Annotated in this window: 22 protein-coding genes and 1 pseudogene; 17 read left to right on the forward strand and 6 right to left on the reverse strand. The window is 59.0% G+C overall.

Annotated features, from left to right (window positions below; all coding sequences use genetic code 11):
• The first annotated feature begins 88 nt into the window (after positions 1-88).
• The 16 genes and pseudogenes from pyrH to GSF67_RS05490 all read left to right on the forward strand — a co-directional run bounded on the left by pyrH (position 89) and on the right by GSF67_RS05490 (position 15,041).
• The gene (gene pyrH, locus GSF67_RS05415; RefSeq protein WP_003502561.1) at positions 89-811 is read left to right on the forward strand and encodes a UMP kinase; all 723 of its coding nucleotides are present in this window, start codon (positions 89-91) and stop codon (positions 809-811) included.
• Positions 812-877: 66 nt separating this feature from the next.
• Positions 878-1,435 (forward strand): ribosome recycling factor, encoded by a 558-nt coding sequence (frr, locus tag GSF67_RS05420; protein ID WP_006312543.1) that lies wholly within the window; start codon positions 878-880, stop codon positions 1,433-1,435.
• 64 nt (positions 1,436-1,499) lie between these two features.
• Positions 1,500-2,243, forward strand: coding sequence for an isoprenyl transferase (locus tag GSF67_RS05425; RefSeq protein ID WP_006312542.1), 744 nt, complete (start codon positions 1,500-1,502; stop codon positions 2,241-2,243).
• Positions 2,243-3,076 carry a phosphatidate cytidylyltransferase gene (locus GSF67_RS05430; RefSeq protein ID WP_006312541.1) on the forward strand — a complete coding sequence of 278 codons (834 nt, stop codon included), beginning with the start codon at positions 2,243-2,245 and terminating at the stop codon, positions 3,074-3,076. The genes GSF67_RS05425 and GSF67_RS05430 overlap by 1 nt, the downstream gene beginning before the upstream one ends.
• Positions 3,077-3,125: 49 nt before the next feature.
• Positions 3,126-4,247, forward strand: coding sequence for an RIP metalloprotease RseP (rseP, locus tag GSF67_RS05435; RefSeq protein ID WP_006312540.1), 1,122 nt, complete (start codon positions 3,126-3,128; stop codon positions 4,245-4,247).
• A gap of 199 nt (positions 4,248-4,446) precedes the next feature.
• Positions 4,447-6,771, forward strand: a complete 2,325-nt coding sequence (bamA, locus tag GSF67_RS05440; protein ID WP_006312538.1) for an outer membrane protein assembly factor BamA — start codon at positions 4,447-4,449, stop codon at positions 6,769-6,771.
• A 49-nt stretch (positions 6,772-6,820) separates the two neighbouring features.
• On the forward strand, positions 6,821-7,888 hold the full coding sequence (gene lpxD, locus GSF67_RS05445) for a UDP-3-O-(3-hydroxymyristoyl)glucosamine N-acyltransferase (RefSeq protein ID WP_006312535.1): 1,068 nt from the start codon (positions 6,821-6,823) through the stop codon (positions 7,886-7,888).
• A complete protein-coding gene (fabZ, locus tag GSF67_RS05450) occupies positions 7,881-8,345 on the forward strand; it encodes a 3-hydroxyacyl-ACP dehydratase FabZ (RefSeq protein WP_006312533.1) in 465 nt (154 codons plus the stop codon). Before lpxD ends, fabZ begins: the two co-directional genes overlap by 8 nt.
• Positions 8,345-9,160, forward strand: a complete 816-nt coding sequence (gene lpxA / locus GSF67_RS05455; protein WP_006312531.1) for an acyl-ACP--UDP-N-acetylglucosamine O-acyltransferase — start codon at positions 8,345-8,347, stop codon at positions 9,158-9,160. Before fabZ ends, lpxA begins: the two co-directional genes overlap by 1 nt.
• Before the next feature lie 3 nt (positions 9,161-9,163).
• Complete coding sequence (locus GSF67_RS05460; RefSeq protein ID WP_006312530.1) at positions 9,164-10,045, forward strand: LpxI family protein; 882 nt, start codon at positions 9,164-9,166, stop codon at positions 10,043-10,045.
• Positions 10,042-11,226 (forward strand): lipid-A-disaccharide synthase, encoded by a 1,185-nt coding sequence (gene lpxB / locus GSF67_RS05465; protein ID WP_006312529.1) that lies wholly within the window; start codon positions 10,042-10,044, stop codon positions 11,224-11,226. The genes GSF67_RS05460 and lpxB overlap by 4 nt, the downstream gene beginning before the upstream one ends.
• Positions 11,227-11,418: 192 nt before the next feature.
• Complete coding sequence (locus GSF67_RS05470; protein ID WP_006312528.1) at positions 11,419-12,129, forward strand: GntR family transcriptional regulator; 711 nt, start codon at positions 11,419-11,421, stop codon at positions 12,127-12,129.
• Positions 12,130-12,135: 6 nt separating this feature from the next.
• Positions 12,136-12,921, forward strand: coding sequence for a transporter substrate-binding domain-containing protein (locus tag GSF67_RS05475; protein ID WP_006312527.1), 786 nt, complete (start codon positions 12,136-12,138; stop codon positions 12,919-12,921).
• An 80-nt stretch (positions 12,922-13,001) separates the two neighbouring features.
• Positions 13,002-13,673 carry an amino acid ABC transporter permease gene (locus GSF67_RS05480; protein WP_006312526.1) on the forward strand — a complete coding sequence of 224 codons (672 nt, stop codon included), beginning with the start codon at positions 13,002-13,004 and terminating at the stop codon, positions 13,671-13,673.
• Positions 13,670-14,329 (forward strand): annotated as a pseudogene (locus tag GSF67_RS05485) (amino acid ABC transporter permease). Before GSF67_RS05480 ends, GSF67_RS05485 begins: the two are co-directional and overlap by 4 nt.
• Positions 14,307-15,041 carry an amino acid ABC transporter ATP-binding protein gene (locus GSF67_RS05490; RefSeq protein WP_006312524.1) on the forward strand — a complete coding sequence of 245 codons (735 nt, stop codon included), beginning with the start codon at positions 14,307-14,309 and terminating at the stop codon, positions 15,039-15,041. The pseudogene GSF67_RS05485 and the gene GSF67_RS05490 overlap by 23 nt, the downstream one beginning before the upstream one ends.
• 78 nt (positions 15,042-15,119) lie before the next feature.
• On the opposite strand, the gene gltA is transcribed toward GSF67_RS05490, so the two are convergent.
• Entirely contained in the window at positions 15,120-16,409 is a 1,290-nt protein-coding gene (gltA, locus tag GSF67_RS05495; protein WP_006312523.1) for a citrate synthase, read from the reverse strand.
• A 306-nt stretch (positions 16,410-16,715) separates the two neighbouring features.
• Here gltA and GSF67_RS05500 point away from each other — a divergent pair, with 306 nt between their 5' ends.
• A complete protein-coding gene (locus tag GSF67_RS05500) occupies positions 16,716-19,148 on the forward strand; it encodes a ComEC/Rec2 family competence protein (protein WP_035215184.1) in 2,433 nt (810 codons plus the stop codon).
• Positions 19,149-19,167: 19 nt separating this feature from the next.
• Here the strand turns inward: GSF67_RS05500 and GSF67_RS05505 are convergent, their stop codons facing one another.
• The 5 genes from GSF67_RS05505 to GSF67_RS05525 all read right to left on the reverse strand — a co-directional run bounded on the left by GSF67_RS05505 (position 19,168) and on the right by GSF67_RS05525 (position 23,285).
• On the reverse strand, positions 19,168-19,845 hold the full coding sequence (locus tag GSF67_RS05505; RefSeq protein ID WP_006312520.1) for a glutathione S-transferase family protein: 678 nt from the start codon (positions 19,843-19,845) through the stop codon (positions 19,168-19,170).
• A 260-nt stretch (positions 19,846-20,105) separates the two neighbouring features.
• A complete protein-coding gene (gene lexA / locus GSF67_RS05510; RefSeq protein ID WP_006312519.1) occupies positions 20,106-20,828 on the reverse strand; it encodes a transcriptional repressor LexA in 723 nt (240 codons plus the stop codon).
• 387 nt (positions 20,829-21,215) lie between these two features.
• Positions 21,216-21,947: an amino acid ABC transporter ATP-binding protein gene (locus tag GSF67_RS05515; RefSeq protein WP_006312518.1), complete on the reverse strand. Its 732-nt coding sequence runs from the start codon at positions 21,945-21,947 to the stop codon at positions 21,216-21,218.
• Entirely contained in the window at positions 21,928-22,581 is a 654-nt protein-coding gene (locus GSF67_RS05520) for an amino acid ABC transporter permease (RefSeq protein WP_006312517.1), read from the reverse strand. Before GSF67_RS05520 ends, GSF67_RS05515 begins: the two co-directional genes overlap by 20 nt.
• Positions 22,581-23,285 carry an amino acid ABC transporter permease gene (locus tag GSF67_RS05525; RefSeq protein WP_006312516.1) on the reverse strand — a complete coding sequence of 235 codons (705 nt, stop codon included), beginning with the start codon at positions 23,283-23,285 and terminating at the stop codon, positions 22,581-22,583. The genes GSF67_RS05520 and GSF67_RS05525 overlap by 1 nt, the downstream gene beginning before the upstream one ends.
• Positions 23,286-23,331 lie beyond the last annotated feature (46 nt).

The following is a 23,331-nucleotide window of genomic DNA, read 5'->3' on the forward strand; positions in this document are numbered from 1 at the left end:
CCCAATCTTGGGAAAACGGGAGGGCATCGCGTGACAACGCGGTGCCCTTCGTGTATCCGCGTTTCGGTTACATTTCCGAGGAGTCATGATGTCTTCCAAGCCGATCTACAAACGTGTTCTTCTCAAGGCTTCCGGTGAAGCCCTCATGGGCGACCAGGGTTTCGGTATCGATGTGGCGGTGGCCGACCGTATCGCCTCCGATATTGCCGAGGCGAGGGCGATGGGCGTTGAAGTCGGCGTCGTCGTCGGCGGTGGCAATATTTTCCGCGGCGTGGCCGTGGCGTCCAAGGGCGGCGACCGCGTCACCGGTGACCATATGGGCATGCTGGCAACCGTCATCAACGCGCTGGCACTTGCAACCTCGCTGCGCAAGCTCAGCATCGACACGGTCGTTCTCTCGGCAATCGCGATGCCGGAAATCTGTGAGAGCTTCTCGCAGCGCGCTGCCCTTCACCATCTGGCCCAGGGTCGCGTGGTGATTTTTGCCGGCGGCACGGGCAATCCGTTCTTCACCACCGATTCTGCCGCAGCCTTGCGCGCCGCGGAAATGGGCGCCGAGGCGATCTTCAAGGGTACCCAGGTGGATGGCATCTATTCCGCCGACCCGAAGAAGGATCCGACAGCCACCCGTTTCGACGAGCTGACCCATAGCGAAGTGCTCGGCAAGGGGCTGGCGGTGATGGATATCGCAGCTGTTGCTCTCGCTCGCGAAAACCACATCCCGATCATCGTTTTCTCGATCCACGAGAAGGGCGGTTTCGCGCAGATATTGACCGGCGGTGGTCGCAAGACCATCGTGCACGACAAATAATCAAAAAACGACGTCGCCTCCGGGGCGGATTCCGGCCGCCTTGGCCGATAGAGATGGAGTATCAAGATGAGTGGTATTGACCTCAACGATATCAAGCGCCGCATGGATGGTGCCATCAATGCATTCAAGAGCGATATCGCATCGCTGCGCACCGGCCGCGCTTCGGCCAATATTCTCGACCCGGTGACCATCGATGCCTATGGCTCGCGTGTTCCGCTTAACCAGGTTGCGAACATCACCGTTCCGGAGCCGCGCATGCTCGGCGTCAACATTTGGGACAAGTCGATGGTCAATGCCGTCGACCGCGCGATCCGCGAATCCAATCTCGGTCTCAACCCGATCGTGGACGGCCAGAACCTCAGAATTCCGCTGCCTGAACTCAACGAAGAGCGCCGCAAATCGCTCGTCAAGGTGGCCCACGAATATTCCGAAAAAGCAAAAGTGGCGATTCGCCATGTGCGCAGGGACGGCATGGACGGCCTGAAAAAAGCCGAAAAAGACGGCGATATCGGTCAGGACGAAAGCCGTGGACAGTCGGAAAAAGTGCAGAAAATGACCGACGACACGATTTCGGAAATTGACCGCTTGCTTGCCGAGAAGGAAAAGGAAATCATGCAGGTCTGATATCGCTCGCGATAGACCTGTATTTTATTCGTTTTAATTCCGCGCTGCCTGTTACTGGATCGATATGCCGACGACGACACGTTCCTCCATACCCGAGCACGTCGCCATCATCATGGATGGCAATGGCCGCTGGGCAAAGCAGCGCGGACTTCCGCGCGTGATGGGGCATCGCCGTGGGGTTGAGGCCGTGCGCGAGACCGTGCGTGCGGCAGGCGACTGCGGTATCAGCTATCTCACGCTGTTCGCTTTCTCCTCGGAAAACTGGCGCAGACCCGAATCCGAGGTGAGCGATCTGATGGGCCTTCTTAAGGCCTTCATCCGTCGCGACCTTGCGGAACTTCATCGCGAAAATGTCCGCGTGCGGATCATTGGCGACCGGCAGGGGCTGAAGACCGATATACGCTCTCTGCTCGAAGAAGCGGAGCAGATGACGGCTGGCAATACCAAGCTGACGCTGGTGATCGCCTTCAATTACGGCAGCCGTGACGAGATTGCCCGCGCGACAGCGTCAATCGCCCGTGATGTCGCCGAAGGCCGGCTCAGTGCTGACGCCATTACGCCTGAGATGATTTCGACGAGGCTCGATACATCGGGAATGCCGGATCCGGATCTCATCATCCGCACCAGCGGCGAGGAGCGCCTGTCGAACTTCCTGCTCTGGCAGGCAGCCTATTCCGAGTTCCTGTTCGTGCCGGAATATTGGCCCGACTTCGACCGCCAGCGGTTCTTCTCCGCAATTGAGCAATATGCAACGCGTGACCGCCGCTTCGGTGCTCTGGCCGAGCAGGTTGCCGTGGCAGGCGCCTGATGAGCCGTGAACTCAGACTGCGGATCGTGTCCGCAATCGTCATGGCCGCGGTCATTCTGGCCGCGACCTGGTATGGTGGCATTCTGTTCCGCATCGTTGCGGGGCTTCTGGCGATCCTCATCTATTATGAGTGGTCGACGATTACCCGGATGTCGGAGACCAACTCGACCGGCAATGCCTGGGGCTGGTTTGCGGTTGCCGTCATCGCCGGCAATACGATCTTCGGCGAGTCCTCGCTCGATCTGCCGCTTTTATCCGGCTTCACGCTGACTGCGGCGCTGTTTCCGGTTTTGCGCGGCAAGAACTGGTGGCTGGTGGGCGGCATTTTTTACGCGGGACTGAGCGGCATATCGCTAGCGGCTATCCGCGGTGACGAACTGGCCGGGTTCGCTTCCATCCTGTTCATTTTCGCCGTCGTCTGGTCGACGGATATCCTGGCCTATTTCGTTGGACGCGCCATTGGCGGGCCGAAACTTGCGCCTTCGATTTCGCCCGGCAAGACCTGGTCCGGCGCCGTTGGTGGTGCTGTGGCGGCGGTGATCGGCGGCGCTGCGGTCTCCATGGCCTATCACGGCAGGATCAGCCTGCTGCTTGTTGGGCTCGCACTCGTCCTTTCGGTATTCAGCCAGATCGGCGATCTCTTTGAATCCTTCGTGAAACGTCGTTTCCAGGTCAAGGATTCCAGCCATCTCATTCCTGGCCATGGCGGCTTCATGGACCGTGTTGACGGTCTTGTTTTCGCCTGCTTTACGGTATTCCTCATAGCTTTCGTGCATGCGGCGGCAACCGGAGACGTGCCCGGATCGGGCGGCGGTCTGCTGCCGGGTTTCTAGGCGTCGCGATAGGTCACGACATAAAGGGCAGATTGTCATGAACACAATAATGGCGGCGACGGGCTTTCTGACCGGCTATATAGTGCCCTTCATACTGGTGCTTTCCCTGCTCGTTTTCGTTCATGAGATGGGGCATTACCTTGTCGGCCGCTGGTGCGGCATCCGATCCACCGCATTCTCCATCGGCTTCGGCCCCGAGCTGATCGGTTTCACCGACAAGCGCGGCACGCGATGGAAGCTTTCGGCAATTCCGCTCGGCGGCTATGTCAAGTTCTTCGGCGACGAAGATGCGGCGAGCAAGCCGGATAGTTCCGGCCTGTCGCATATGTCGCTGGAGGAGAGGGCGCAGACGCTTTCCGGCGCAAAGCTGTGGAAAAGGGCGGCCACGGTTGCTGCCGGCCCGATCGCAAATTTCATTCTCGCAATTCTCATTTTTGCGGTGCTTTTTGGCATTTACGGCCGGATGATCGCTGATCCCGTCGTGGCGGAGGTGCGTGAAAACAGCGCCGCCGCAACAGCCGGCGTAAAGCCCGGCGACCGGCTGGTTGCGATCGATGGCGAAAAAGTGATGACCTTCGAGGATGTCCGCCGTTATGTCGGCATCAGGCCGGGCACGCCGATTACGGTAACCGTCGAAAGGGCAGGTGAGGAACTCAAGCTGCCTATGGTCCCAACCCGTACCGAAACCACAGACCAGTTCGGCAACAAGCTGGAAATGGGCATCATCGGCATCGTCACCGACCAGACCAGCGGCAATTTCCGGCACATCGAATATTCGCCGTCAGAGGCGGTGGCTGAGGGCGTGCGCGAAACGGGCCATGTCATCACCGGCACTTTCAACTATATCGGCAATCTCGTGACAGGGCGCATGAATGCCGATCAGCTCGGTGGCCCCGTGCGTGTCGCGCAGGCATCCGGCCAGATGGCGACGCTCGGCATTTCCGCCGTTATTCAGCTCGCCGCCGTTCTTTCCGTCTCGATCGGTCTTTTGAACCTCATGCCTGTTCCGGTGCTGGACGGTGGCCATCTGGTATTCTACGCCATCGAGGCCATCCGCGGCAGGCCGCTCGGTGCGGGGGCGCAGGAAGTGGCGTTCCGTATCGGCATGATGATGATTCTGGGTCTGATGGTTTTTGCAACATGGAATGATATCAGCAGCTTGATCGGCTGAGGATTGTGTTTTAACGGTTTTGTTAGTTATTTGTTTACCGTGTTTTTATGCCGAAGTGGCGAATGAGCCACTCTGGAGCACGAAGTAAACAGAATTTAACGTTCACGCTTGCTTGTAGGGGAAAAGCAGGTAAAACGACGCACATGGCCGGAGTCGGGTTCCGCCCGCTGAGGGACAACGTAAAAAGGTAAGAATTGAAATGAAGGCTGGTTCAAGATTTTTGAACGCTGTGTCGGCGGTTGCTCTGTCTGCCGGTGTTTCTTCGGTTGCGGGCCTTGGCGTGCTTGCCTCTGCTGGCGTTGCAAATGCAGCCGTCATCAGCAAGATTGACGTTCGCGGGGCTGAACGGTCCGGTGCGGACTCCGTGCGCTCCAACATCACCATTGCGCCGGGTAAGAATTTTTCCAATTCCGACATCGATGAATCGGTGAAGCGTCTTTACGCCACCGGTTACTTCTCGAATGTCTCTATGCGCGTTTCCGGCAGCACGCTGGTCGTGACGGTCAATGAGAACCAGCTTGTCAACCAGGTTGTCTTCAACGGTAACCGCAAGATCAAGGACGACAAGCTCGCCGGCATCGTGCAGACCCAGCCGATGGGCCCGTTCAACCAGGCAATCGTGACGGCGGATATCGCCCGCATCAAGGAAGCCTATTCCGCTATCGGCCGCAGCGATGTGGAAATCACCACGCAGACCGTGTCTGTCGGTCAGGGTCGTGTGAACATTGCTTTCGTCATCAACGAAGGTGAACGCACAAAGATCGGCCGCATCGATTTCATCGGTAATAATTCCTATAGCGACGGTCGTCTGGCCGCTGTGATCAATACCAAGAAGTCCAACATGCTGTCGTTCCTGACACGCAAGGACGTCTATAACGAGGACAAGCTGCGCGCCGACGAAGAGGCGCTGCGCCAGTTCTATTACAATCGCGGTTATGCCGACTTCCGGGTCGTGTCTTCCGACGCGGTGCTGGACGAGTCCAAAAACGAATACACCATCTCCATCACGGTCGACGAAGGCAAGAAGTATGACTTCGGCAACGTCGCAGTCGAATCGACTGTTCCGGGTGTTGACGGTTCCGAACTTCAGGGCCTTGTGGAGACCCGCCAGGGTGCAAGCTATAGCGCCAAGGAAGTTCAGCAGAGCATGGAAGCGATTTCCAAGCGCGTTGCCGGTGAAGGTTATCCCTTCGCCCGCGTTACGCCGCGCGGCGACCGTGATATGTCTGGCAACACCATTGGCGTGACCTATATCGTCGATCAGGGCGAGCGCGCTTACGTCGAGCGTATCGAAATCCGCGGCAACACCCGTACGCGTGATTACGTCATCCGCCGCGAATTCGATATTTCCGAAGGCGATGCGTTCAACCAGACGATCATCACCGCTGCAAAGCGTCGCCTCGAAGCCCTTGGTTATTTCTCCAAGGTCAACATCTCGACCGCCGGCGGCAGCGCGCCTGACCGCGTCGTGATCGTGGTCGACGTTGAAGACCAGTCGACCGGCTCGTTCGGTATCGGTGCGGGTTACTCGCAGAACGACGGCGTGCTGCTCGAGGCATCGGTCGAAGAAAAGAACTTCCTCGGTCGCGGGCAGTACATCCGTGTTGCTGCCGGTGCTGGCGAAGACGATGCGCGTACCTACTCGCTGTCTTTCACCGAGCCCTATTTCCTCGGCTACCGTCTGGCGGCTGGTTTCGATCTCTTCAAGAACCAGAGCAAGAGCGAAGACTACTACAACTACGACGAACAGGGCTTCGCACTGCGCGTAACAGCGCCGATCACCGAGAACCTGTCGACGACGTTCAAGTATACCTATAAGCAGATCAATTATGAAGGTAAGGGCGACTGGCAGAACAACGCCAATCTCGCAGAACCGTATCAGGCTCTGATCCGCGGTGAGGACTGGACCCAGTCCATCCTTTCGAACACGCTGAACTACAATACGCTCGATGACCGCAACATGCCGCGTGAAGGCTGGCAGGCTGCGTTGACGAACGAATTTGCAGGCCTCGGCGGTGATTCCGAATACTACAAAATCTATGCCAAGGCGCGGTACTACTACACGCTGTCGGACGAATACGATGTCATCGGTTCGCTCACCGGCCAGGCGGGTCATGTCATGCCGACAGGTGACAATCTGCTCGTCTTTGACCAGTTCAAGTTCGGCGGTCGTCAGGTTCGCGGCTTCAAGAACGATGGTATCGGCCCGCGCATCGGTTCGGACTCCATCGGCGGCACGACATACTTCGCAGCGTCTGCGGAAGTCACCGCTCCGATGCCTGGTGTTCCTGAAGACTTCGGCCTGCGTCTTGCTGGTTTCGTCGATGCCGGTACGATGTATGGCAACAAGGTCTCTACATCGCAGACCGTCAAGGATGACAACTCCATCCGTGCATCCGCCGGTATCGGTGTGATGTGGGCGTCGCCCTTCGGTCCGATCCGCGTTGACTACGCTATTCCGATTGCCAAGGAAGACTACGACGAGGAACAGCGTTTCCGGTTTGGCATGTCCAACACTTTCTGATATCGGCAGTCCAGAACTGCAACTTTGAACGTTCTGGAGTTTCCGGCTGATGGAATACAACGCATTTTTTCCGCCCCACGAGGGACTGCGATTGAAAGATATCGCAGACCGTTTTGGGGCGGAACTGTCTGATGACGCGGCGGGCGAGCGGATCATTCGATCCGTTGCACCGGTCTACCGGGCAAAACCAGATCAGCTCTGTTACATTCTTTCCCGCAAGAGCGGCGAAGAGCTGCTGACCTGCGAGGCCGGTGCTGTCATTTGTGACGCGGCCCTGAAGAGCCTGATTCCTTCCCATATTCCCGCTTTGATATCGAAGACCCCGCACACGCTGTTTGCGCAGGTCGGTGCTTTGCTGCATCCATCCGCCATGCGGCCCTCGCTTGTTGCTCGGATAGAAGCGGAAATTTCCCCGGCTGCCTATGTCGATCCATCGGCAAAGCTCGAGCCGGGCGTCATCGTGGAACCCATGGCCGTGATCGGCGCGGGCGTTCATATCGGCGCTGGCACGCGCATTGGCCCGGGTGTCGTTATCGGCTCCGATGTCCAGATCGGTCGCGATTGTACGATTGCCGGTGGAGCGAGCATTCTGGCGGCGCTGCTCGGCAATAATGTCATCATCCATAACGGCGCACGCATCGGCCAGGATGGTTTCGGTTATGCGCCGGGTCCGCGTGGCATGCTGAAGATCGTGCAGATCGGCCGGGTCATCATTCAGGACAATGTCGAGGTCGGCGCCAACACGACGATCGATCGCGGCACGATGGATGACACCGTTATTGGTGAAGGCACCAAGATCGACAATCAGGTGCAGATCGGTCACAACGTTCGCATCGGTCGCCATTGCGGCATCGTCAGCGGGGTCGGTATTGCCGGCAGCACCCGCATCGGTGACGGTGTGATGATTGGCGGCGCAACGGGCGTTAATGGCCATATCACCATTGGCGATGGTGTGCAGATTGCCGCGATGAGCGGCGTGGTTTCCGATGTTCCGGCCGGCACCCGTTACGGCGGCATACCGGCGCGTCCGATGAAACATTTCCTGCGCGATATGGCCGATATTCTGGCGCGCGCCGAAGAGCGTGATAAAAAAACAGGAGAAAAAAACAATGGCTGACGAAACGAAGGCGACGCTTGGCACGGCCGACATCTTGGAAGTCATGAAACTTCTGCCGCATCGTTACCCGTTTTTGCTCATCGACAAGATCATCGAGATCGATGGCGACAGTTCGGCGATCGGCATCAAGAACGTGACGGTCAACGAACCGCATTTCACCGGCCATTTCCCTGATCGGCCGATCATGCCGGGCGTTCTGATCGTCGAGGCGATGGCCCAGACGGCCGGCGCCATCTGCGCCCGTAACCAGGGCGAGGGCGGTCATCTCGTTTATTTCATGACCATCGACAACGCGCGTTTCCGCAGACCAGTGGTTCCGGGCGATCGCCTCGAAATCCATGTGGTCAAGCAGCGCCAGCGCGGCAATGTGTTTAAGTTCCATTGCGAAGCGAAGGTCGAAGGCGCGCTCGTGGCGGAAGCCGATGTCGGCGCGATGATGATCCCCGAGGGCCAGTAATGAGCACGATCGCGGCTTCGGCGAAAATCCACCCGACTGCCGTTGTCGAGGATGGCGCAGTCATCGGTGAGAATGTCGTCATCGGTGCACTTGCCTATGTCGGGCCGAAGGTGACGTTGCATGATGATGTCCGCCTGCACAACCACGCCGTGGTGTCGGGCCTCACGGTCATCGGTCGCGGATCGGTCGTGCATCCCATGGCAGTCATCGGCGGCACGCCCCAGGCGGTTCGCCATGATGGTTCGGAAACAACGCTCGAAATCGGTGAACGCTGCATCATGCGCGAAGGCGTGACGATGAATGCCGGGAGTTCCGATGGCGGCGGCAAGACCATCGTCGGCGACGACAATCTTTTCCTCGCCAATTCGCATGTGGCGCATGATTGCCGTCTCGGCAGCCACATCATCCTGTCCAACAATGTGATGCTGGCTGGCCATGTCACCATCGAGGACCGCGCTATTCTGGGTGGCGGCTGCGCCGTGCACCAGTTTACCCGCATCGGCCGCCAGGCTTTCATTGGCGGATTGTCTGCGGTCAATTACGACGTCATCCCCTATGGCATGCTGAATGGCAATCCCGGCATTCTCGGTGGCCTGAACGTCGTCGGCATGACACGCTCTGGCATCGAGCGTGCGGACATCCACAAGGTCAGGCGCGTCTACAAGGCGATCTTTGAGGCCGAAGGCACGATCCGCGGCAACGCGGCGGCTATCGATCGTAACGACTATCTGGATTGCCCGCAGGCGCTCGAAATCATCGATTTCATCGGTGCGGGCAGCGACCGTGCGATTTCTTCGCCCAACCGGGGCAAGTGAGCCGTGACAGGCGGCGGGCGTCTCGCCATCGTGGCCGGCAGCGGCCAGCTGCCGCTTTATGTGGCGGCGGCGGCCCGGGAGATGGGCGAGAACCCCTTCATCGTGCGCTTGCGCGATGATTCCCGTTACGACTGGAGCGGTTTTGACAATGCCGTCATCAGCGTCGGCGATGTCGCAGGGCTTGGCCGTCTCCTGCGTGAAAATCAGGTAGACCGTGTCGTATTGTCCGGCGCCGTTGCGCGGCGGCCGGAATGGCGGGAAATCCGCCCCACCGCCGGCATCCTGATTAAGCTGCCCTCCATCGTCAAAACGCTGCTGTCAGGTGGCGATGATGCGGTTCTGCAGATGGTTATCAAGATCATCAGCACACTCGGCGCAAAAGTCATCGGCGCGCATGAGATTGCGCCCGGCTTGCTGGCAACCACGGGGCCTCTCGGTGGGCAGAAGCCTGCCGAAGAGGATCTGAAGGATATTCGCAGGGCGGCTGAGGCGGCACTTGCGCTCGGCAAGCTCGATGTCGGGCAGGGGGCAGTCTCCGTTGGTGGCCGCATCGTGGCGCTGGAAGGTGTAGAGGGTACGGATGCCATGCTGGCGCGTGTCGCCGCTCTGCGTGCCGAAGGGCGCATATCGCCCCGCCGTAAAGGCGTGCTGGTCAAGCTCTGCAAGCCCCAGCAGGATATACGTGCCGATCTGCCGACCATCGGCATCGAAACCGTGGAAAATGCGAAAAAAGCCGGACTGGCGGGCATCGCCGTCGAAGCCGGGCGGGCGCTGGTGCTCGATCGTGAGGCGATGTTGAAAGCCGCCGATGAGGCGGGCATATTCGTCTGCGGCATCGATACATCACTGGGTGGCGACATGGTGGGCGGAGACATGATCGGATGACGGCGGCATTAAAAGTGGCGGTAATCGCCGGGGAAGTATCCGGCGATCTCTTGGGCGCGGATCTGATCCGATCGCTCAAAGTCCGATATGCGGGTTCCGTTGAACTGGTGGGCGTTGGCGGCGAAGCGCTGGAGGCGCAGGGGCTCACCTCGCTGTTCGACTATTCCGAACTCTCCATCATGGGCTTCACGCAGGTTCTCAAGAAGCTGCCGAAACTCATTGCGCGGATCAACCAGACTGCCGCAGCCATCGTGGCCGCAAAGCCGGACATTCTGCTGATCATCGACAGCCCGGATTTTACCCACCGCGTCGCGAAAAAAGTCCGCAAACAATTGCCGCAGCTGCCGGTCGTCAATTATGTCTGCCCGAGCGTGTGGGCGTGGAAGGAATATCGCGCCACGGCGATGTTGTCCTATGTCGACCACGTTCTGGCCCTGCTACCCTTCGAACCGGAGGCTATGCGGCGCCTTGGCGGCCCGCCGACGACATTCGTCGGACACCGGCTCAGCGTCGATCCTGAAGTGCTGGCGGCACGGCAGAAGCGGGCCGACCGGCCTCTTCCGGAACAGGGCCAGCCGAGGACCATCCTTCTCCTGCCGGGATCGCGTTCCACTGAGACGACGCGGTTGATGGAGCCGTTTCAGGACGCGGCGAAAGCTTTCGTGGAACGCAACGGCCCCACCCGGTTCCTGCTTCCCACCGTACCACGGCAGGAACATCGCATCCGCGAAATGGCAGCGATGTGGCCGGACGACATCAGGCCAGAGATTGGTATCGACTCTGCCTTCAAGTGGAAGGCCTTTGCCGAGGCCGATGCGGCCATTGCCGCTTCCGGCACCGTCATTCTCGAACTGGCGCTGACCGGCGTGCCGACCATCTCGGTCTATAAGACCGACTGGATTTTCACCATGCTGAGCAAGCGGGTGAAGACATGGACAGGCGCCTTGCCGAACCTGATTGCCGATTACGCCATCATACCGGAATATTTCAACGAGGTGGTACGATCGGGCTCGATGCTGCGCTGGGCCGAGCGCCTGTCTTCCGATACCACCGAACGGCGGGCGATGCTGGAAGGTTATGCGTTGGTGCAGCAGCGTCTGCATACGGACATCCCTCCCGGCGAAACCGGTGCAGCCATTCTTCTCGATGTCCTGAAGACGAAAAATAGCCGCTCAGCCTGATCATATTTCTCCTGTCCGAGCGGCGTAATCGCGGTTCGTGGGCAGGTAACGCTCGGTTCCACCTGCCGTCGATCAAGGCAGTCGAGGGCTCTGTTTTAGCGCATTTGATCGCTAGGGCGGCAAGCCGCTGATCATCAGCGACCCGAGAGCCGTTAAATTTTCGTCTGGCACGGCTCTTGCTTTCAATCTTGTATGCAAGACAGCCATACATCCGAAAGCGCCCAGAGCGCGGTAGAAGACGCCATCATCTCAGGCATTCTTTCCGCGCGCATCCGTCCGGGGACCCGGCTCAGCGAGAACCAGCTCGCCAGCCTTTTCAGTGTGTCGCGCACGCGCATCCGCGAGGCGATGATGCGGCTTGAGACGCGCGGCATCGTCACCGTCAGCCCACGTCGCGGCTGGTTCGTGGTGGAGCCTTCCGCTGAAGAATCCATCAAGGTCTATGAGGCGCGCCGCATCATCGAATATGGACTCTTACGCAATCTTTCCACGGTGAGCGCGCAAGGCATTGCGCTGCTTGCCGATCATCTCGATGAGGAGAAGGCGGCAATTGCCAAAGGTGATCGCCAGCGCCTGACTTGCCTGATGGGTGATTTTCATATCCGCATCGCTGAAATCGCCGGAAACGACATCATTGTCGAAGCGCTGCGTGACCTGACGGCCAGAACCATCCTCATCTCCATGCTCTATCAGTCCGACTTCCATGCGCAGCAATCGCATGACGGGCACTGCCGCATCTTCGAGGCGATCAGGGCGGCCGATTTCCATGCCGCCGCCGAACTCGCCATCCGCCATCTCGACGAAGTCGAAACCGGACTCGATCTCACCCGCAGACCGGACCCGCTCTATGAGCTCCGCAACTCCCTTTCATTGCAGCCTCTTTTCTCAAGCCCCAAGGAGTAGTCTCCCATGTTTTCCAGACGTTCATTGCTCGCCATCGCCGCTGTTTCCGTAACGCTTGGTTTTTCCCCCTCAGCCTTTGCCGATGCGCTTAGCGATATTTCCTCGCGTGGAACGATCCGTGTTGCGGTCCCGCAGGATTTCCCGCCCTTCGGTAGCGTCGGCACGGATATGGCGCCGCAGGGTTATGATATCGACGTTGCCAATCTGATCGGCGAGAAGCTTGGCGTGAAGGTCGAGCTGGTGCCGGTCACCAGCGCCAACCGTGTTCCCTATCTGCAGACCAACAAGGTCGACCTCGTCATCTCGAGCCTCGGCAAGAACCCGGACCGTGAAAAGGTCATCGACTTCTCCACCGCCTACGCGCCCTTCTTCAACGGCGTTTTTGCGCCGGACTCGGTTACTGTGGCCAAGGCGGAAGATCTATCGGGCAAGACCATCGGTGTCACCCGTGGCGCTGTCGAGGATCTGGAACTGACAAAGGTTGCTCCGGCCGACACGACCATCAAGCGTTACGAGGACAATAACGGCACCATCTCCGCCTTCCTCGCCGGCCAGGTGGAAGCCGTGGCCACGGGCAATGTCGTGGCCGCCGCCATTCTGGCCAAGAACCCGCCGAAGCGCCCCGAGCTGAAATTCCTGATCAAGAATTCGCCCTGCTATATCGGCCTGAACAAGGAACAGCCAGCGCTACTGGAAAAGGTCAACGCCATCATCGCGACTGCAAAGACCGATGGTTCTCTGAACACGATCGCGCAGAAGTGGCTGAAAACCGATCTTCCGAAGGATCTCTGACCAACCTGGCAAATCCATGCGCCGGCCGTATCTGATCCCGGCGCGGCGCGTGGTTTGTCCTCCCCGAAAGGAAATATCGGGTGAAATACACATTCGATTTTGGATGGCTTCTCGATTATTACCCGCAGATCGCCAAGGGCATTGCCATCACGCTGGAATTGATTGCCATCGGCGGCGTTCTTGGCATCGCGCTCGGCATATTCTGCGCCTGGGTGCGCGCGCTCGGGCCCAAATGGCTGCGGCCGCCGGTTGCGACCTATGTGGAGCTCATTCGCAATACGCCATTTCTCATACAATTGTTTTTTATCTTCTTCGGCCTTCCGTCGCTTGGCCTGCAACTGTCGGAATTGAGCGCGGCCAACATTGCCATGGTAGTCAATCTCGGAGCCTATAGCTGCGAGATCATCCGCGCCGGCATTCAGGCGACGCCCAAGGGGCAGTTCGAGGCGGGGGCAAGCCTTGCCATGACCCGTTTCGAAACCTTCCGGCATGTGGTGCTGGTGCCGTCCCTGCAACGCATCTGGCCGGCGCTTTCGTCGCAGGTGGTGATCGTCATGCTCGGCTCGTCGGTCGTGTCGCAGATCGCTGCCGAAGACCTGACCTTTGCCGCCAATTTCATCCAGTCGCGCACCTTCCGCGCCTTCGAAGCCTACATGGTCTCCACCGTCATCTATCTCGTGCTGGCCATTCTCTTGAGGCAGGTGCTGGTCATGGGCGGCAACCTCATTTTTCCGCGCAGGAGTGTCCGATGATCGAATTCTCCACCTGGGATATCCTCAGAAATCTGCTGCTCGCCACGCGCTGGACCGTGCTGCTGTCGCTCGTCTCGTTTGTCGGCGGCGGTCTCGTGGCGCTGCTTCTGCTGTTCATGCGCATTTCCCGCAAAAAATCGATGCGGGTTTTCGCGCGCTATTATGTCGAGCTTTTCCAGGGAACGCCGCTTTTGATGCAGCTTTTCATCGCCTTTTTCGGACTTGGCCTCGTCGGCATTGATGTGCCGGCGTGGCTGGCAGCGGGCTTGACGCTGATCCTGTGGGCGGCCGCCTTTCTCACCGAAATCTGGCGTGGCTGTGTCGAATCCGTCGCGAAAGGCCAATGGGAAGCATCGGCAAGCCTTGCCATGGGACGCCTGCAACAGATGCGCTACGTCATCCTGCCGCAGGCCATGCGGGTGGCCATTCCGCCGACCGTCGGGTTTTTCGTATAGGTCATCAAGGGAACGGCAGTAACGTCGATCATCGGCTTCGTTGAACTGTCCAAGGCCGGCACGGTCGTCACCAACGCCACCTTCCAGCCCTTCACCGTTTATGGGCTTGTCGCCCTCATCTATTTCGCGCTGTGCTGGCCTCTGTCGAAGAGCAGCCAGATCCTCGAAAGGAAGCTCAATGTCGCTCATCGAAATCACTGAGGTCCGCAAAAGCTATGGCAGCAACGAGGTTCTGAAAGGCATCAACCTTGATGTGGAGCCCGGCGAGGTCATCGCCATCATCGGCAAGAGCGGATCGGGAAAATCGACCCTGCTTCGCTGCATCAACGGGCTGGAGACGATTTCGGCCGGTTCCATATCGGTCGCCGGCGCGCAGCTTCTCGACGATGATCTGCATCTGAAAGCTTTGCGGCTGAAGGTCGGCATGATCTTTCAGCAGTTCAATCTCTTCCCGCACCAGACGGTCGGCGGCAACGTCATGCTGTCTCAGACGGTGGTGAAAAAGACACCGAAACCGGAAGCGGAAGCCGTTGCCCGCAACATGCTGGAACGGGTCGGGCTGGCGCATAAGTTCGATGCCTATCCCGACGAATTGTCCGGTGGCCAGCAGCAGCGCGTTGCCATTGCCCGTGCACTCGCCATGCAACCGATCGCGCTTCTCTGCGACGAGATTACCTCGGCGCTCGATCCCGAGCTGGTCTCGGAGGTGCTCGCGGTCGTGCGTGAACTGGCTGGCGAGGGCATGACGCTGCTAATGGTAACGCATGAAATGAAATTTGCGCGCGACGTCTGCTCCCGCGTCGTTTTCATGCATGAGGGCAGGGTGCATGAAATTGGCCCGCCGGAAGAAGTGTTCTCCAATCCCGCGACGCCAGAGCTCAAGCAGTTTCTCGGCGTTGCTGCGCGCCACTGAGAAATATCCCGGAGACGCCCAACAAAAAGGCCGGCGGGTGAAAACCTGCCGGCCTTTGATCTTACAGGGTTTCGTGGCTTAACGCTTGGAAACCGGAACGTAATCGCGCTTGCCGGCGCCCGTATAGAGCTGGCGCGGACGGCCGATACGCTGCTGCGGATCTTCGATCATTTCGTTCCACTGTGCAATCCAGCCGACGGTGCGGGCGAGAGCGAAGAGAACAGTGAACATGGTGGTGGGGAAGCCGAGCGCCTTCAGCGTGATGCCCGAATAGAAGTCGACATTCGGGTAGAGCTTCTTTTCGACGAAGTAGGGGTCGGAAAGGGCGATCTTTTCCAGTTCGAGCGCGACCTGCATGATCGGATCGTCGGAATTGCCGGTGGCTTCCAGCACTTCATACATCGTCTTCTGCATGATCTTGGCGCGCGGGTCGTAATTCTTGTAGACGCGGTGGCCAAAGCCCATCAGGCGGAACGGGTCGTTCTTGTCCTTGGCGCGGGCGATATATTCCGGGATGCGGTCGACAGAGCCGATTTCGTTCAGCATGTTGAGCGCCGCCTCGTTGGCGCCGCCATGAGCCGGACCCCAGAGGCAGGCGATGCCAGCCGCGATACAGGCGAACGGATTTGCACCCGACGAACCGGCAAGACGCACCGTGGAGGTGGAGGCGTTCTGCTCGTGATCGGCATGCAGGATGAAGATGCGATCCATGGCGCGGGCCAGAACCGGATCAACCTTGTAGTCCTCGCACGGCACGGCAAAGCACATGTGCAGGAAGTTGGAGGCGTAATCCAGATCGTTCTTCGGGTAAACGAAGGGCTGACCGATATGGTACTTGTAGGCCATGGCGGCGATCGTCGGCATCTTCGCGATCATGCGCAGCGAAGCGACCATGCGCTGGTGCGGATCGGTGATGTCGGTCGAGTCGTGATAGAAGGCCGAGAGAGCGCCGACCGTGCCGCACATGACGGCCATCGGGTGTGCGTCGCGACGATAGCCGGTGAAGAAGCGGCTCATCTGCTCATGCACCATGGTGTGGCGCGTGACGCGGGTGTCGAAATCCTTCTTCTGCGCAGCCGTCGGCAGTTCGCCGTAGAGCAGCAGATAGCAGGTTTCGAGGAAGTCGCCCTGTTCAGCCAGTTGCTCGATGGGGAAACCACGATGCAGGAGAACGCCCTCGTCACCGTCGATATAGGTGATCTTGGATTCGCAGGAGGCCGTCGACGTGAAACCCGGGTCGTAGGTGAAGGAGCCCGTGTGCTTGTAGAGCGTGGCGATATCGACGACGCTTGGTCCAATCGTGCCTTCCCTGACCGGGAGTTCCACCTGCTTTTCGCCAAGTGTCACTGTAGCGCTTTTTTCCGTCATACTGATCCTCCGAGAACATGCGGGTGGAGGCGTTGAGACACGCCTCGCGGTTAAGCGTCTACCGATTAGCTATATGATCCTGGCGCCGATGCCAAGCTATCCAAAGGTCAAATTGTGCATTGCGGCAAACGCAATCGCGTCGCTTTTCGCTTTATCGATCATGGCAATTCAATCTCGGTCAACACAGGGTTAAAGGAAAGCATTGCAATCCCCCGCGTCGCCTGCAAACCTGTTTCCGGTGCGGCAGGGGCACGGCGCAGATTGCTTGGTCAAGGGGAAAAACAGCATTTCGGGTATGCCGAAACGATGCAGGGCGGATTGCCCCGCACGGCGGATATCCTTTCGCCGCTGCGCCGGACCGGCGAGGTCGCGACATATGATTTACCGGCCCTTGTCAGCAGGCCGAAACCGCAAGCTGCCGTTATCCAGAAAATCACCGCCTGCCTCGCCGAGGAACGCGCATTCGGCCATGATTTTCTTTTCGTGCCGGTCTTCATCGGCTGTGGAGCGATCCTCTGGTTTTCGCTGGATGCAGCACCTTCATTGCCGCTTCTCGTCGTTCTTTTTTTGCTCGCCGCCGGCCTGGCATTCGCCACCCGATATCGCTCGACCCTGGCAGCCACGGCCTGCAGCATCGTCGCGATGCTGTTGCTGGGTATGCTTTTTGCCGAATTCGAAACGCGGCGGGCAGGGACAGTGGTGCTGGATACGCCCGTCACCACCACCCTATCAGGTACGGTGATACGCCGGGAGGTCGATGCCCGCGGCGACTGGCGGTATGTGGTGCAACTGGCTGCGACCGAAGCGCCGACAGTGTCTCGCCCGCCGGGAAAGGTCTCTTTGCTGGCCCGCGGCGGCGGCGAGCCGGCGGCACTCGGCGCCACCATCCGCGGCAAGGCACGGCTTTCGCCGCCATCCGGTCCGGCCTTGCCCGGTCTCAATGATTTCGCCTTCGCCTCCTATTTCAAGGGCATCGGTGCCACCGGCTTTTTTTATAAGCCGCCGCAGACGGTAACGGCCCCTGATATCGACGCAAAAAAGGACTGGCTGGAATGGGCCGATATGCGGCTTTACGGCCTGCGCACCGCCATTGCCGAGCGCATTCGCAACACCATCGGTGGTGACGCCGGCGCTTTTGCCGCCTCCATCGTCACCGATGAGAGACAGGCCATATCGGCCGGGACGATGGAAGCCCTGCGGCTTTCCGGCCTTGCCCATATCGTCGCCATATCCGGGCTCAACATGGCGCTGGCTTCAGGCATATTCTTCGTGGGGCTGAGGCTTGCCTTCAGCCTGTTTCCGGCTTTCGCGCAGCGCTGGCCGGTGAAGAAGATGTCCGCCTTCGCGGCGCTCCTGATGACGCTTGCCTATTACCTGATTTCCGGTTTTGCCGTTTCTGCCGAGCGTGCCTGGCTGATGACGTCGGTGATGTTGATTGCGGTGCTGTTCGATCAGCCTTCGCTCAGCCTCAGGAATGTTGCATTGTCCGCTCTGGTCATCCTCGCTCTGTCTCCCTCGGAAATCATGGGGCCGAGCTTCCAGATGTCCTTTGCCGCGACAATAGCGCTTGTTGCCGCTTATGCCGCCTGGAGCCGCTGGCGCACCGACCGGGAGCGTCTGTTCATCGGGCGCAAACCGGCGTGGATGACGGTGGCGGGAACGGCAGGCGCCGTCATCGGCGGTGTTGTCACCACATCGCTGATCGGCGGACTTTCGACGGCGATCTATTCGGTCGAGCATTTCCAGCGTGTCACCACCTATGGACTTTTCGCCAATCTGGCGGCCATGCCGCTGATGTCGCTGGTCGTCATGCCCTTCGGCCTCATCGCCATGCTGTTGATGCCCTTTGGGCTGGACGCGCCATTTCTGAAGGTTATGGGTTACGGCATGGCGCTTGTCATCGAGGTTGCGCAGGAGGTGGCGTCCTGGGGCGGCAGCGCAGCGACCGGGCGGCCGCATGGCTGGTTTATCGGCATCGCCTCCGTGGGTTTTCTGCTGCTGACATTGCTGCGCACCCGGCTGGCACTGTTTGGAGTTCCACCTTTGCTTCTCGCCTTCGGCCTCTCCGGCGCTGTCGCCCAACGCAGTCTGCCCGATCTGCTTATCCATGAGGAAGGTAAGCTGGTGGCGCTTCTGGACGAGGGCAGGGTCTACACCACAAAAACGCGGCCGCAGGGCTTCATCTATGAGCAATGGCAGAGGGCGCTGCTGTTGCCTGAGAAACCGCTCTCACCGGTCCTTCTCAAGACGGGGGTTCCCGCAACCACCATTGCTCTCAGCGCAAAATCGAAGCTGGCGCCGGAGGATATGAAGGCAGTGGCGCGGGAGATGGTAACGACGCTGAGAGATGCGGCGCCTGGCGTCTTCACCTGCAGGACAGGCATTTGGTGTGCGGCGCGTGCGAAAAGCGGCGAGTTTATCATCGTGCTGGAAGATGGCCGATTTGCCGGGAAAGCCTGTGACATCGCCGATATCGTCATCGTCTCCCGCAGAACGTCGTTTACGCAATGCCGCTCGGGAGCCTTGCTGCTCAACCGCGACATATTAAGGCGCATCGGCTCGGTGGAGATAAATTTTGCCGGCAGCGATCAGGCTGGTGGGGTGGTAGGGCGGATGCGCGCAGCAACCGCCGGCACAGACAGGCCGTGGAGCGACCATCGCTTCTACGACTGGAAGAGCGGCCGTTTTGACCATGACGTGCCTGACGCCGTGACCCGGTTGCTGACGGCATCGCTATGAGTGCCGCCAGCCGGGATCATCAGGCCTTGGCGCGCAAATCCGACGTCAACTCGCCAATGCCGCCGATTTCCTCTTCATGCGCGGCATCGCGCCATGTCTCCTTCAGTCCTGCCTCATACCATTCGCGCATGGCGGGCAGGGCAAGCAACCGGTCGCAATAGGCCTTCGCCGCCGGCGAAAGATCGGCGCCATAGGTCTGGAAACGGAACGCCACCGGGCAGAAGAAAGCGTCGACCGCCGTGAATTTCTGACCGGCGAGAAACGGTCCGCCGAATTTTGCGAGGCCTTCACTCCACAGCGCATCGATGCGCTTTATATCGGCCGCAAGCCCGGCATCGCCGGCATTGGGTTTTACGCGGATACCGACCGACATGGGGTAGAGATTGCGCAGCGAGGAAAAGCCCGCATGCATTTCACTCGCCGCAGAGCGTGACCAGGCCCGTACCTGCTTGTCGCCTGCCCAGACGCCCTGATGTCTCTCGGCCAGATATTCGGCGATCGACAGCGTTTCCCAGACCGTCACGCCTTCGTCGACGAGGCAGGGAACCTTGCCGGTCGGCGAAAAGCTGGAGAAGGAAACACCTTCGCCAAAGGGAACGAGTTTTTCATCAAAGGCGATGCCAAGCGTGCGCATCAAAACCCAGGGCCGCAATGACCATGAGGAATAGTTCTTGTTGGCAATATAAAGATCGTACATGGCGTTTTCCCCGATAGAACGCACATTTCTACACCTGCTAAGGAGCCTTGGAATATCGCAAAGAATCCATGGCTCCCATAAGGCCAATTGATGGAGGGGCCGTCATACACGACGGAATTTCGCAGCAACGAGTGCGTTTGCCAATCTCACAAAGAAAAGGCGCATCAATTCAACGGAACGATGCGCCATTCATTTCGAAAGCCAAATCTACCCGTGAAAACCTATTCGGTTTCAGTAATACCGGCAGCAGCCTCCAGCTATCAATGGTAACGGCGTATCAACCCGACCAGCTTGCCCTGAATCTTCACCCGATCCGGTCCAAAAATGCGGGTCTCGTAGGCAGGATTGGCCGCTTCCAACGCGATGGACGCACCCTTGCGGCGGAAGCGCTTCAGCGTGGCTTCTTCATCATCCACCAGCGCCACGACGATATCGCCCGGATTGGCGGTATTACCGTTGCGGATGATGACGGTATCGCCGTCAAAAATCCCGGCCTCGATCATCGAATCGCCTTTGACCTCAAGCGCGTAGTGCTCGCCCGAACCCAGCATGTCCACCGGCACGGCCACATCATGGGTATTGTTCTGGATGGCGGAAATCGGCACACCGGCAGCGATACGACCCATGACGGGAATGGTGGCAGCTCCGGCGAAATCATTGGCAGGCGCCTTCACGGCAGGCGCCGGTTCCGGCTCCTTCGGTTTTCCAAGGCTGCCTTCGATGACGCTCGGCGAAAAGCCGCGTTGCGGCCTTGCGCCCGGCGTATAGGCCTCGGGCAGCTTGATAACCTCCAGCGCTCGCGCCCTGTTAGGTAGCCGGCGAATAAACCCGCGCTCTTCGAGCGCGGTGATCAGCCGGTGGATGCCGGATTTGGAAGCAAGATCGAGTGCGTCCTTCATTTCATCGAAGGAGGGCGGCACGCCGGACTCTTTCATTCTTTCATGAATGAAGAGAAGCAATTCCTGCTGTTTGCGCGTGAGCATGAGGAAAATACCCTTGAGAATCGTCGTTGAAGTCGCGAAACAAATACAGAACGAACACTATATGTTCCATATGTGTTCCGCAATCCCCTAAAATTTCGTGAAGGATACATCTCGGATCGTGATTCAATCGTTGAAACCATGACGAGAGCCACAGATAGCGTAGCGACGTAGCGAATAGACGCCGGTCGCGGGTTCCGATCGATGAGATTATTGCAGAGATGTTACCAGCTCGGATTACGACCGCGGAGCCGCAAACGGTCTGGACGCGCCGAAGCAACGAAGAAAAGTGATATCCTCTCCGTTGCGTCTATTATTCGCATTGAAGCAATAGCCTCCGCAGGTTTGGTGACTGCGTCTGCCAAACCCGTTCATTAAGCGGACGACTGGTTATTTCACGCCGTTGGACAGAAAGGCCTGCAGTTCTGGCGTTTGCGGCTGCTCGAACAGCTGTTTCGAAGCGCCCATTTCCCAGATCTTACCCTGATGCATGAAGACGGTCACATGTGCGACGCTGCGGGCAAAGCTCATTTCATGGGTCACCAGCAACATCGTCATGCCTTCCCGCGCCAGCTGTTCCATGACGAGTAGCACTTCTCCCGTCAGTTCGGGATCGAGAGCGGATGTCACTTCGTCGAACAGCATGACTTTCGGCCGCATCGCCAGCGAGCGGGCGATGGCAACACGTTGCTGTTGTCCGCCCGACAGCATGTCGGGATAAGCGTCGAATTTTTCCGCCAGCCCCACCTGCGCCAGCACTTTGCGCGCCAGCACATAGGCATCAGCTCTGGCGACATCCTGCGTTATTTTCGGAGACAGCATGATGTTTTCGCCGACGGTCAGATGCGGAAAGAGATTATAGCTCTGGAAGACGATGCCGACGTCCTTCCGCAACTGTCTGAGTTTTGTCTGGTCCTGCTCCACCCTGTGTCCCGCAGCGGTGATATTGCCGGATTGAAACTCTTCGAGACCGTTGATGCAACGCAGCATCGTGCTCTTGCCGGAACCGCTGCGCCCGATGATGGCGACGACCTGTCCCGCTTCGACGTTCAACGATACACCCTTCAGAACTTCGAGGGCGCCATAACGCTTGTGCACCTGATCAATTGTTACGACCGACATGGAGAACCCTTTCGAGATGGCGGCTGAGGCGCGATAGCGGGAAGCAGATCGCGAAATAAAGAAGGGCGACGACGAAGAACACCTGGAAGGGTCTGAACGTCGCATTGTTGACGAGCTGGCCTGCGCGGGAGAGTTCCACGAAGCCGACCACGGATACGATGGAGGTGTTCTTGACGAGCTGGACAAGGAACCCCACCGTCGGAGGCAGGGAAAGCCGCAACGCCTGCGGCAGGATGACGTAGCGATATTGCTGGAAACGCGTGAGCGCCAGCGAGGCCGAGGCCTCCCATTGCGGCTTTGGCACCGCCTGAATGGAGCCGCGCCAGATTTCCGCCAGATAGGCCGAAACATAGACCGACAGGGACACCGATGCGGCGAGCAGCGGCGGTATTTCGAACCCGAACAGCGTCAACCCGTAATAGGACATGAACAGGATCATCAGCACCGGTATCGACTGAATGATGGTGATGTAACCTGCTGCGACGTTGCGGACCGATCCGTATTGCGAAAGCCGCATGATGGCGAAGAAGCCGCCCGTCAGCGAGCCGATGCTGAAGGCAATGGCGGTCAGGACGATGGACCAGCCGGCCCCACGAAGCAGGAAAAGAAATTCAGGCCAACCGAATGTGGACATCAGGCAATTCCTTCCTGGACGGTCATCGGGGAGAAAATCTTGACGCGGCGGCGGAACAGCCAGTGACCGAGCCATGCGAGAATGATTTTCAGCGCCAGCGCGAGAAGGAGGTAGATGACGGTTACGACGATATAGGTCTCGAAGCTTCGAAACGTCCGTTGCTCGATGATCGACGCCGCACCGGAAAGCTCCGGCACAGAGATGAAGGAGCAGATGCTCGATGCCAGAAGCATCAGCACGAACTGGCTGGACAGCGCCGGCCATATTTTTGCAAAGGCCGGTTTCATCACGACGTAACGAAACACCTGAAGGCGGCTGAGCGAGAGCGACAGGCCCGCCTCGACCTGAGAGCGGTGTATGGACTCCACGCCGGCGCGAATGATCTCCGTCGCATAGGCTGAAAGGTTGAGCGTCATGGCAAAGAGCGCCGCCTGTGTCCCGGACATGCGAAAGCCGACGAGCGGCAGTCCGAAGAAGACCATGAAGAGCTGGACGAGAAACGGCGTGTTCCTGAGCAGTTCGACATAGGAATCGACGCCGAAGCGGATGGCGCCGTTGCCGAGGCTGCGCATGGCGACCAGCGCCACGGCGATCATCGTGCCGAAGACGATCGCGGTTGCCGACAGGCCTATCGTCAGCAGGATGCCGCGCCAGATCAGATCCGATTCAGCAAACACGGCCTCGAAGTGAAGTGAAAAATTCATGCTGGCTCCTCCCGAATACGCTGTTCCGGCGCGCCTGTGGAAGGGC

This window comes from Agrobacterium sp. CGMCC 11546 (genome assembly GCF_013365515.1).
GTDB classification, from domain to species: Bacteria; Pseudomonadota; Alphaproteobacteria; order Rhizobiales; family Rhizobiaceae; genus Agrobacterium; species Agrobacterium fabrum.

What these genes read in the sequence shown, in the direction of transcription:
- frr (WP_006312543.1), top strand. Translation starts at nt 878, where the DNA reads ATGAGTGGTATTGACCTCAACGATATCAAGCGCCGCATGGATGGTGCC.
- lpxD (WP_006312535.1), top strand. Translation starts at nt 6,821, where the DNA reads ATGGAATACAACGCATTTTTTCCGCCCCACGAGGGACTGCGATTGAAA.
- GSF67_RS05425 (WP_006312542.1), top strand. Translation starts at nt 1,500, where the DNA reads ATGCCGACGACGACACGTTCCTCCATACCCGAGCACGTCGCCATCATC.
- pyrH (WP_003502561.1), top strand. Translation starts at nt 89, where the DNA reads ATGTCTTCCAAGCCGATCTACAAACGTGTTCTTCTCAAGGCTTCCGGT.
- bamA (WP_006312538.1), top strand. Translation starts at nt 4,447, where the DNA reads ATGAAGGCTGGTTCAAGATTTTTGAACGCTGTGTCGGCGGTTGCTCTG.
- fabZ (WP_006312533.1), top strand. Translation starts at nt 7,881, where the DNA reads ATGGCTGACGAAACGAAGGCGACGCTTGGCACGGCCGACATCTTGGAA.
- lpxA (WP_006312531.1), top strand. Translation starts at nt 8,345, where the DNA reads ATGAGCACGATCGCGGCTTCGGCGAAAATCCACCCGACTGCCGTTGTC.
- GSF67_RS05515 (WP_006312518.1), bottom strand. Translation starts at nt 21,947, where the DNA reads ATGTCGGTCGTAACAATTGATCAGGTGCACAAGCGTTATGGCGCCCTC.
- GSF67_RS05505 (WP_006312520.1), bottom strand. Translation starts at nt 19,845, where the DNA reads ATGTACGATCTTTATATTGCCAACAAGAACTATTCCTCATGGTCATTG.
- rseP (WP_006312540.1), top strand. Translation starts at nt 3,126, where the DNA reads ATGGCGGCGACGGGCTTTCTGACCGGCTATATAGTGCCCTTCATACTG.
- GSF67_RS05520 (WP_006312517.1), bottom strand. Translation starts at nt 22,581, where the DNA reads ATGTCCACATTCGGTTGGCCTGAATTTCTTTTCCTGCTTCGTGGGGCC.
- GSF67_RS05525 (WP_006312516.1), bottom strand. Translation starts at nt 23,285, where the DNA reads ATGAATTTTTCACTTCACTTCGAGGCCGTGTTTGCTGAATCGGATCTG.
- lexA (WP_006312519.1), bottom strand. Translation starts at nt 20,828, where the DNA reads ATGCTCACGCGCAAACAGCAGGAATTGCTTCTCTTCATTCATGAAAGA.
- GSF67_RS05475 (WP_006312527.1), top strand. Translation starts at nt 12,136, where the DNA reads ATGTTTTCCAGACGTTCATTGCTCGCCATCGCCGCTGTTTCCGTAACG.
- GSF67_RS05500 (WP_035215184.1), top strand. Translation starts at nt 16,716, where the DNA reads ATGCAGGGCGGATTGCCCCGCACGGCGGATATCCTTTCGCCGCTGCGC.
- GSF67_RS05430 (WP_006312541.1), top strand. Translation starts at nt 2,243, where the DNA reads ATGAGCCGTGAACTCAGACTGCGGATCGTGTCCGCAATCGTCATGGCC.
- GSF67_RS05470 (WP_006312528.1), top strand. Translation starts at nt 11,419, where the DNA reads ATGCAAGACAGCCATACATCCGAAAGCGCCCAGAGCGCGGTAGAAGAC.
- gltA (WP_006312523.1), bottom strand. Translation starts at nt 16,409, where the DNA reads ATGACGGAAAAAAGCGCTACAGTGACACTTGGCGAAAAGCAGGTGGAA.
- lpxB (WP_006312529.1), top strand. Translation starts at nt 10,042, where the DNA reads ATGACGGCGGCATTAAAAGTGGCGGTAATCGCCGGGGAAGTATCCGGC.
- GSF67_RS05490 (WP_006312524.1), top strand. Translation starts at nt 14,307, where the DNA reads ATGTCGCTCATCGAAATCACTGAGGTCCGCAAAAGCTATGGCAGCAAC.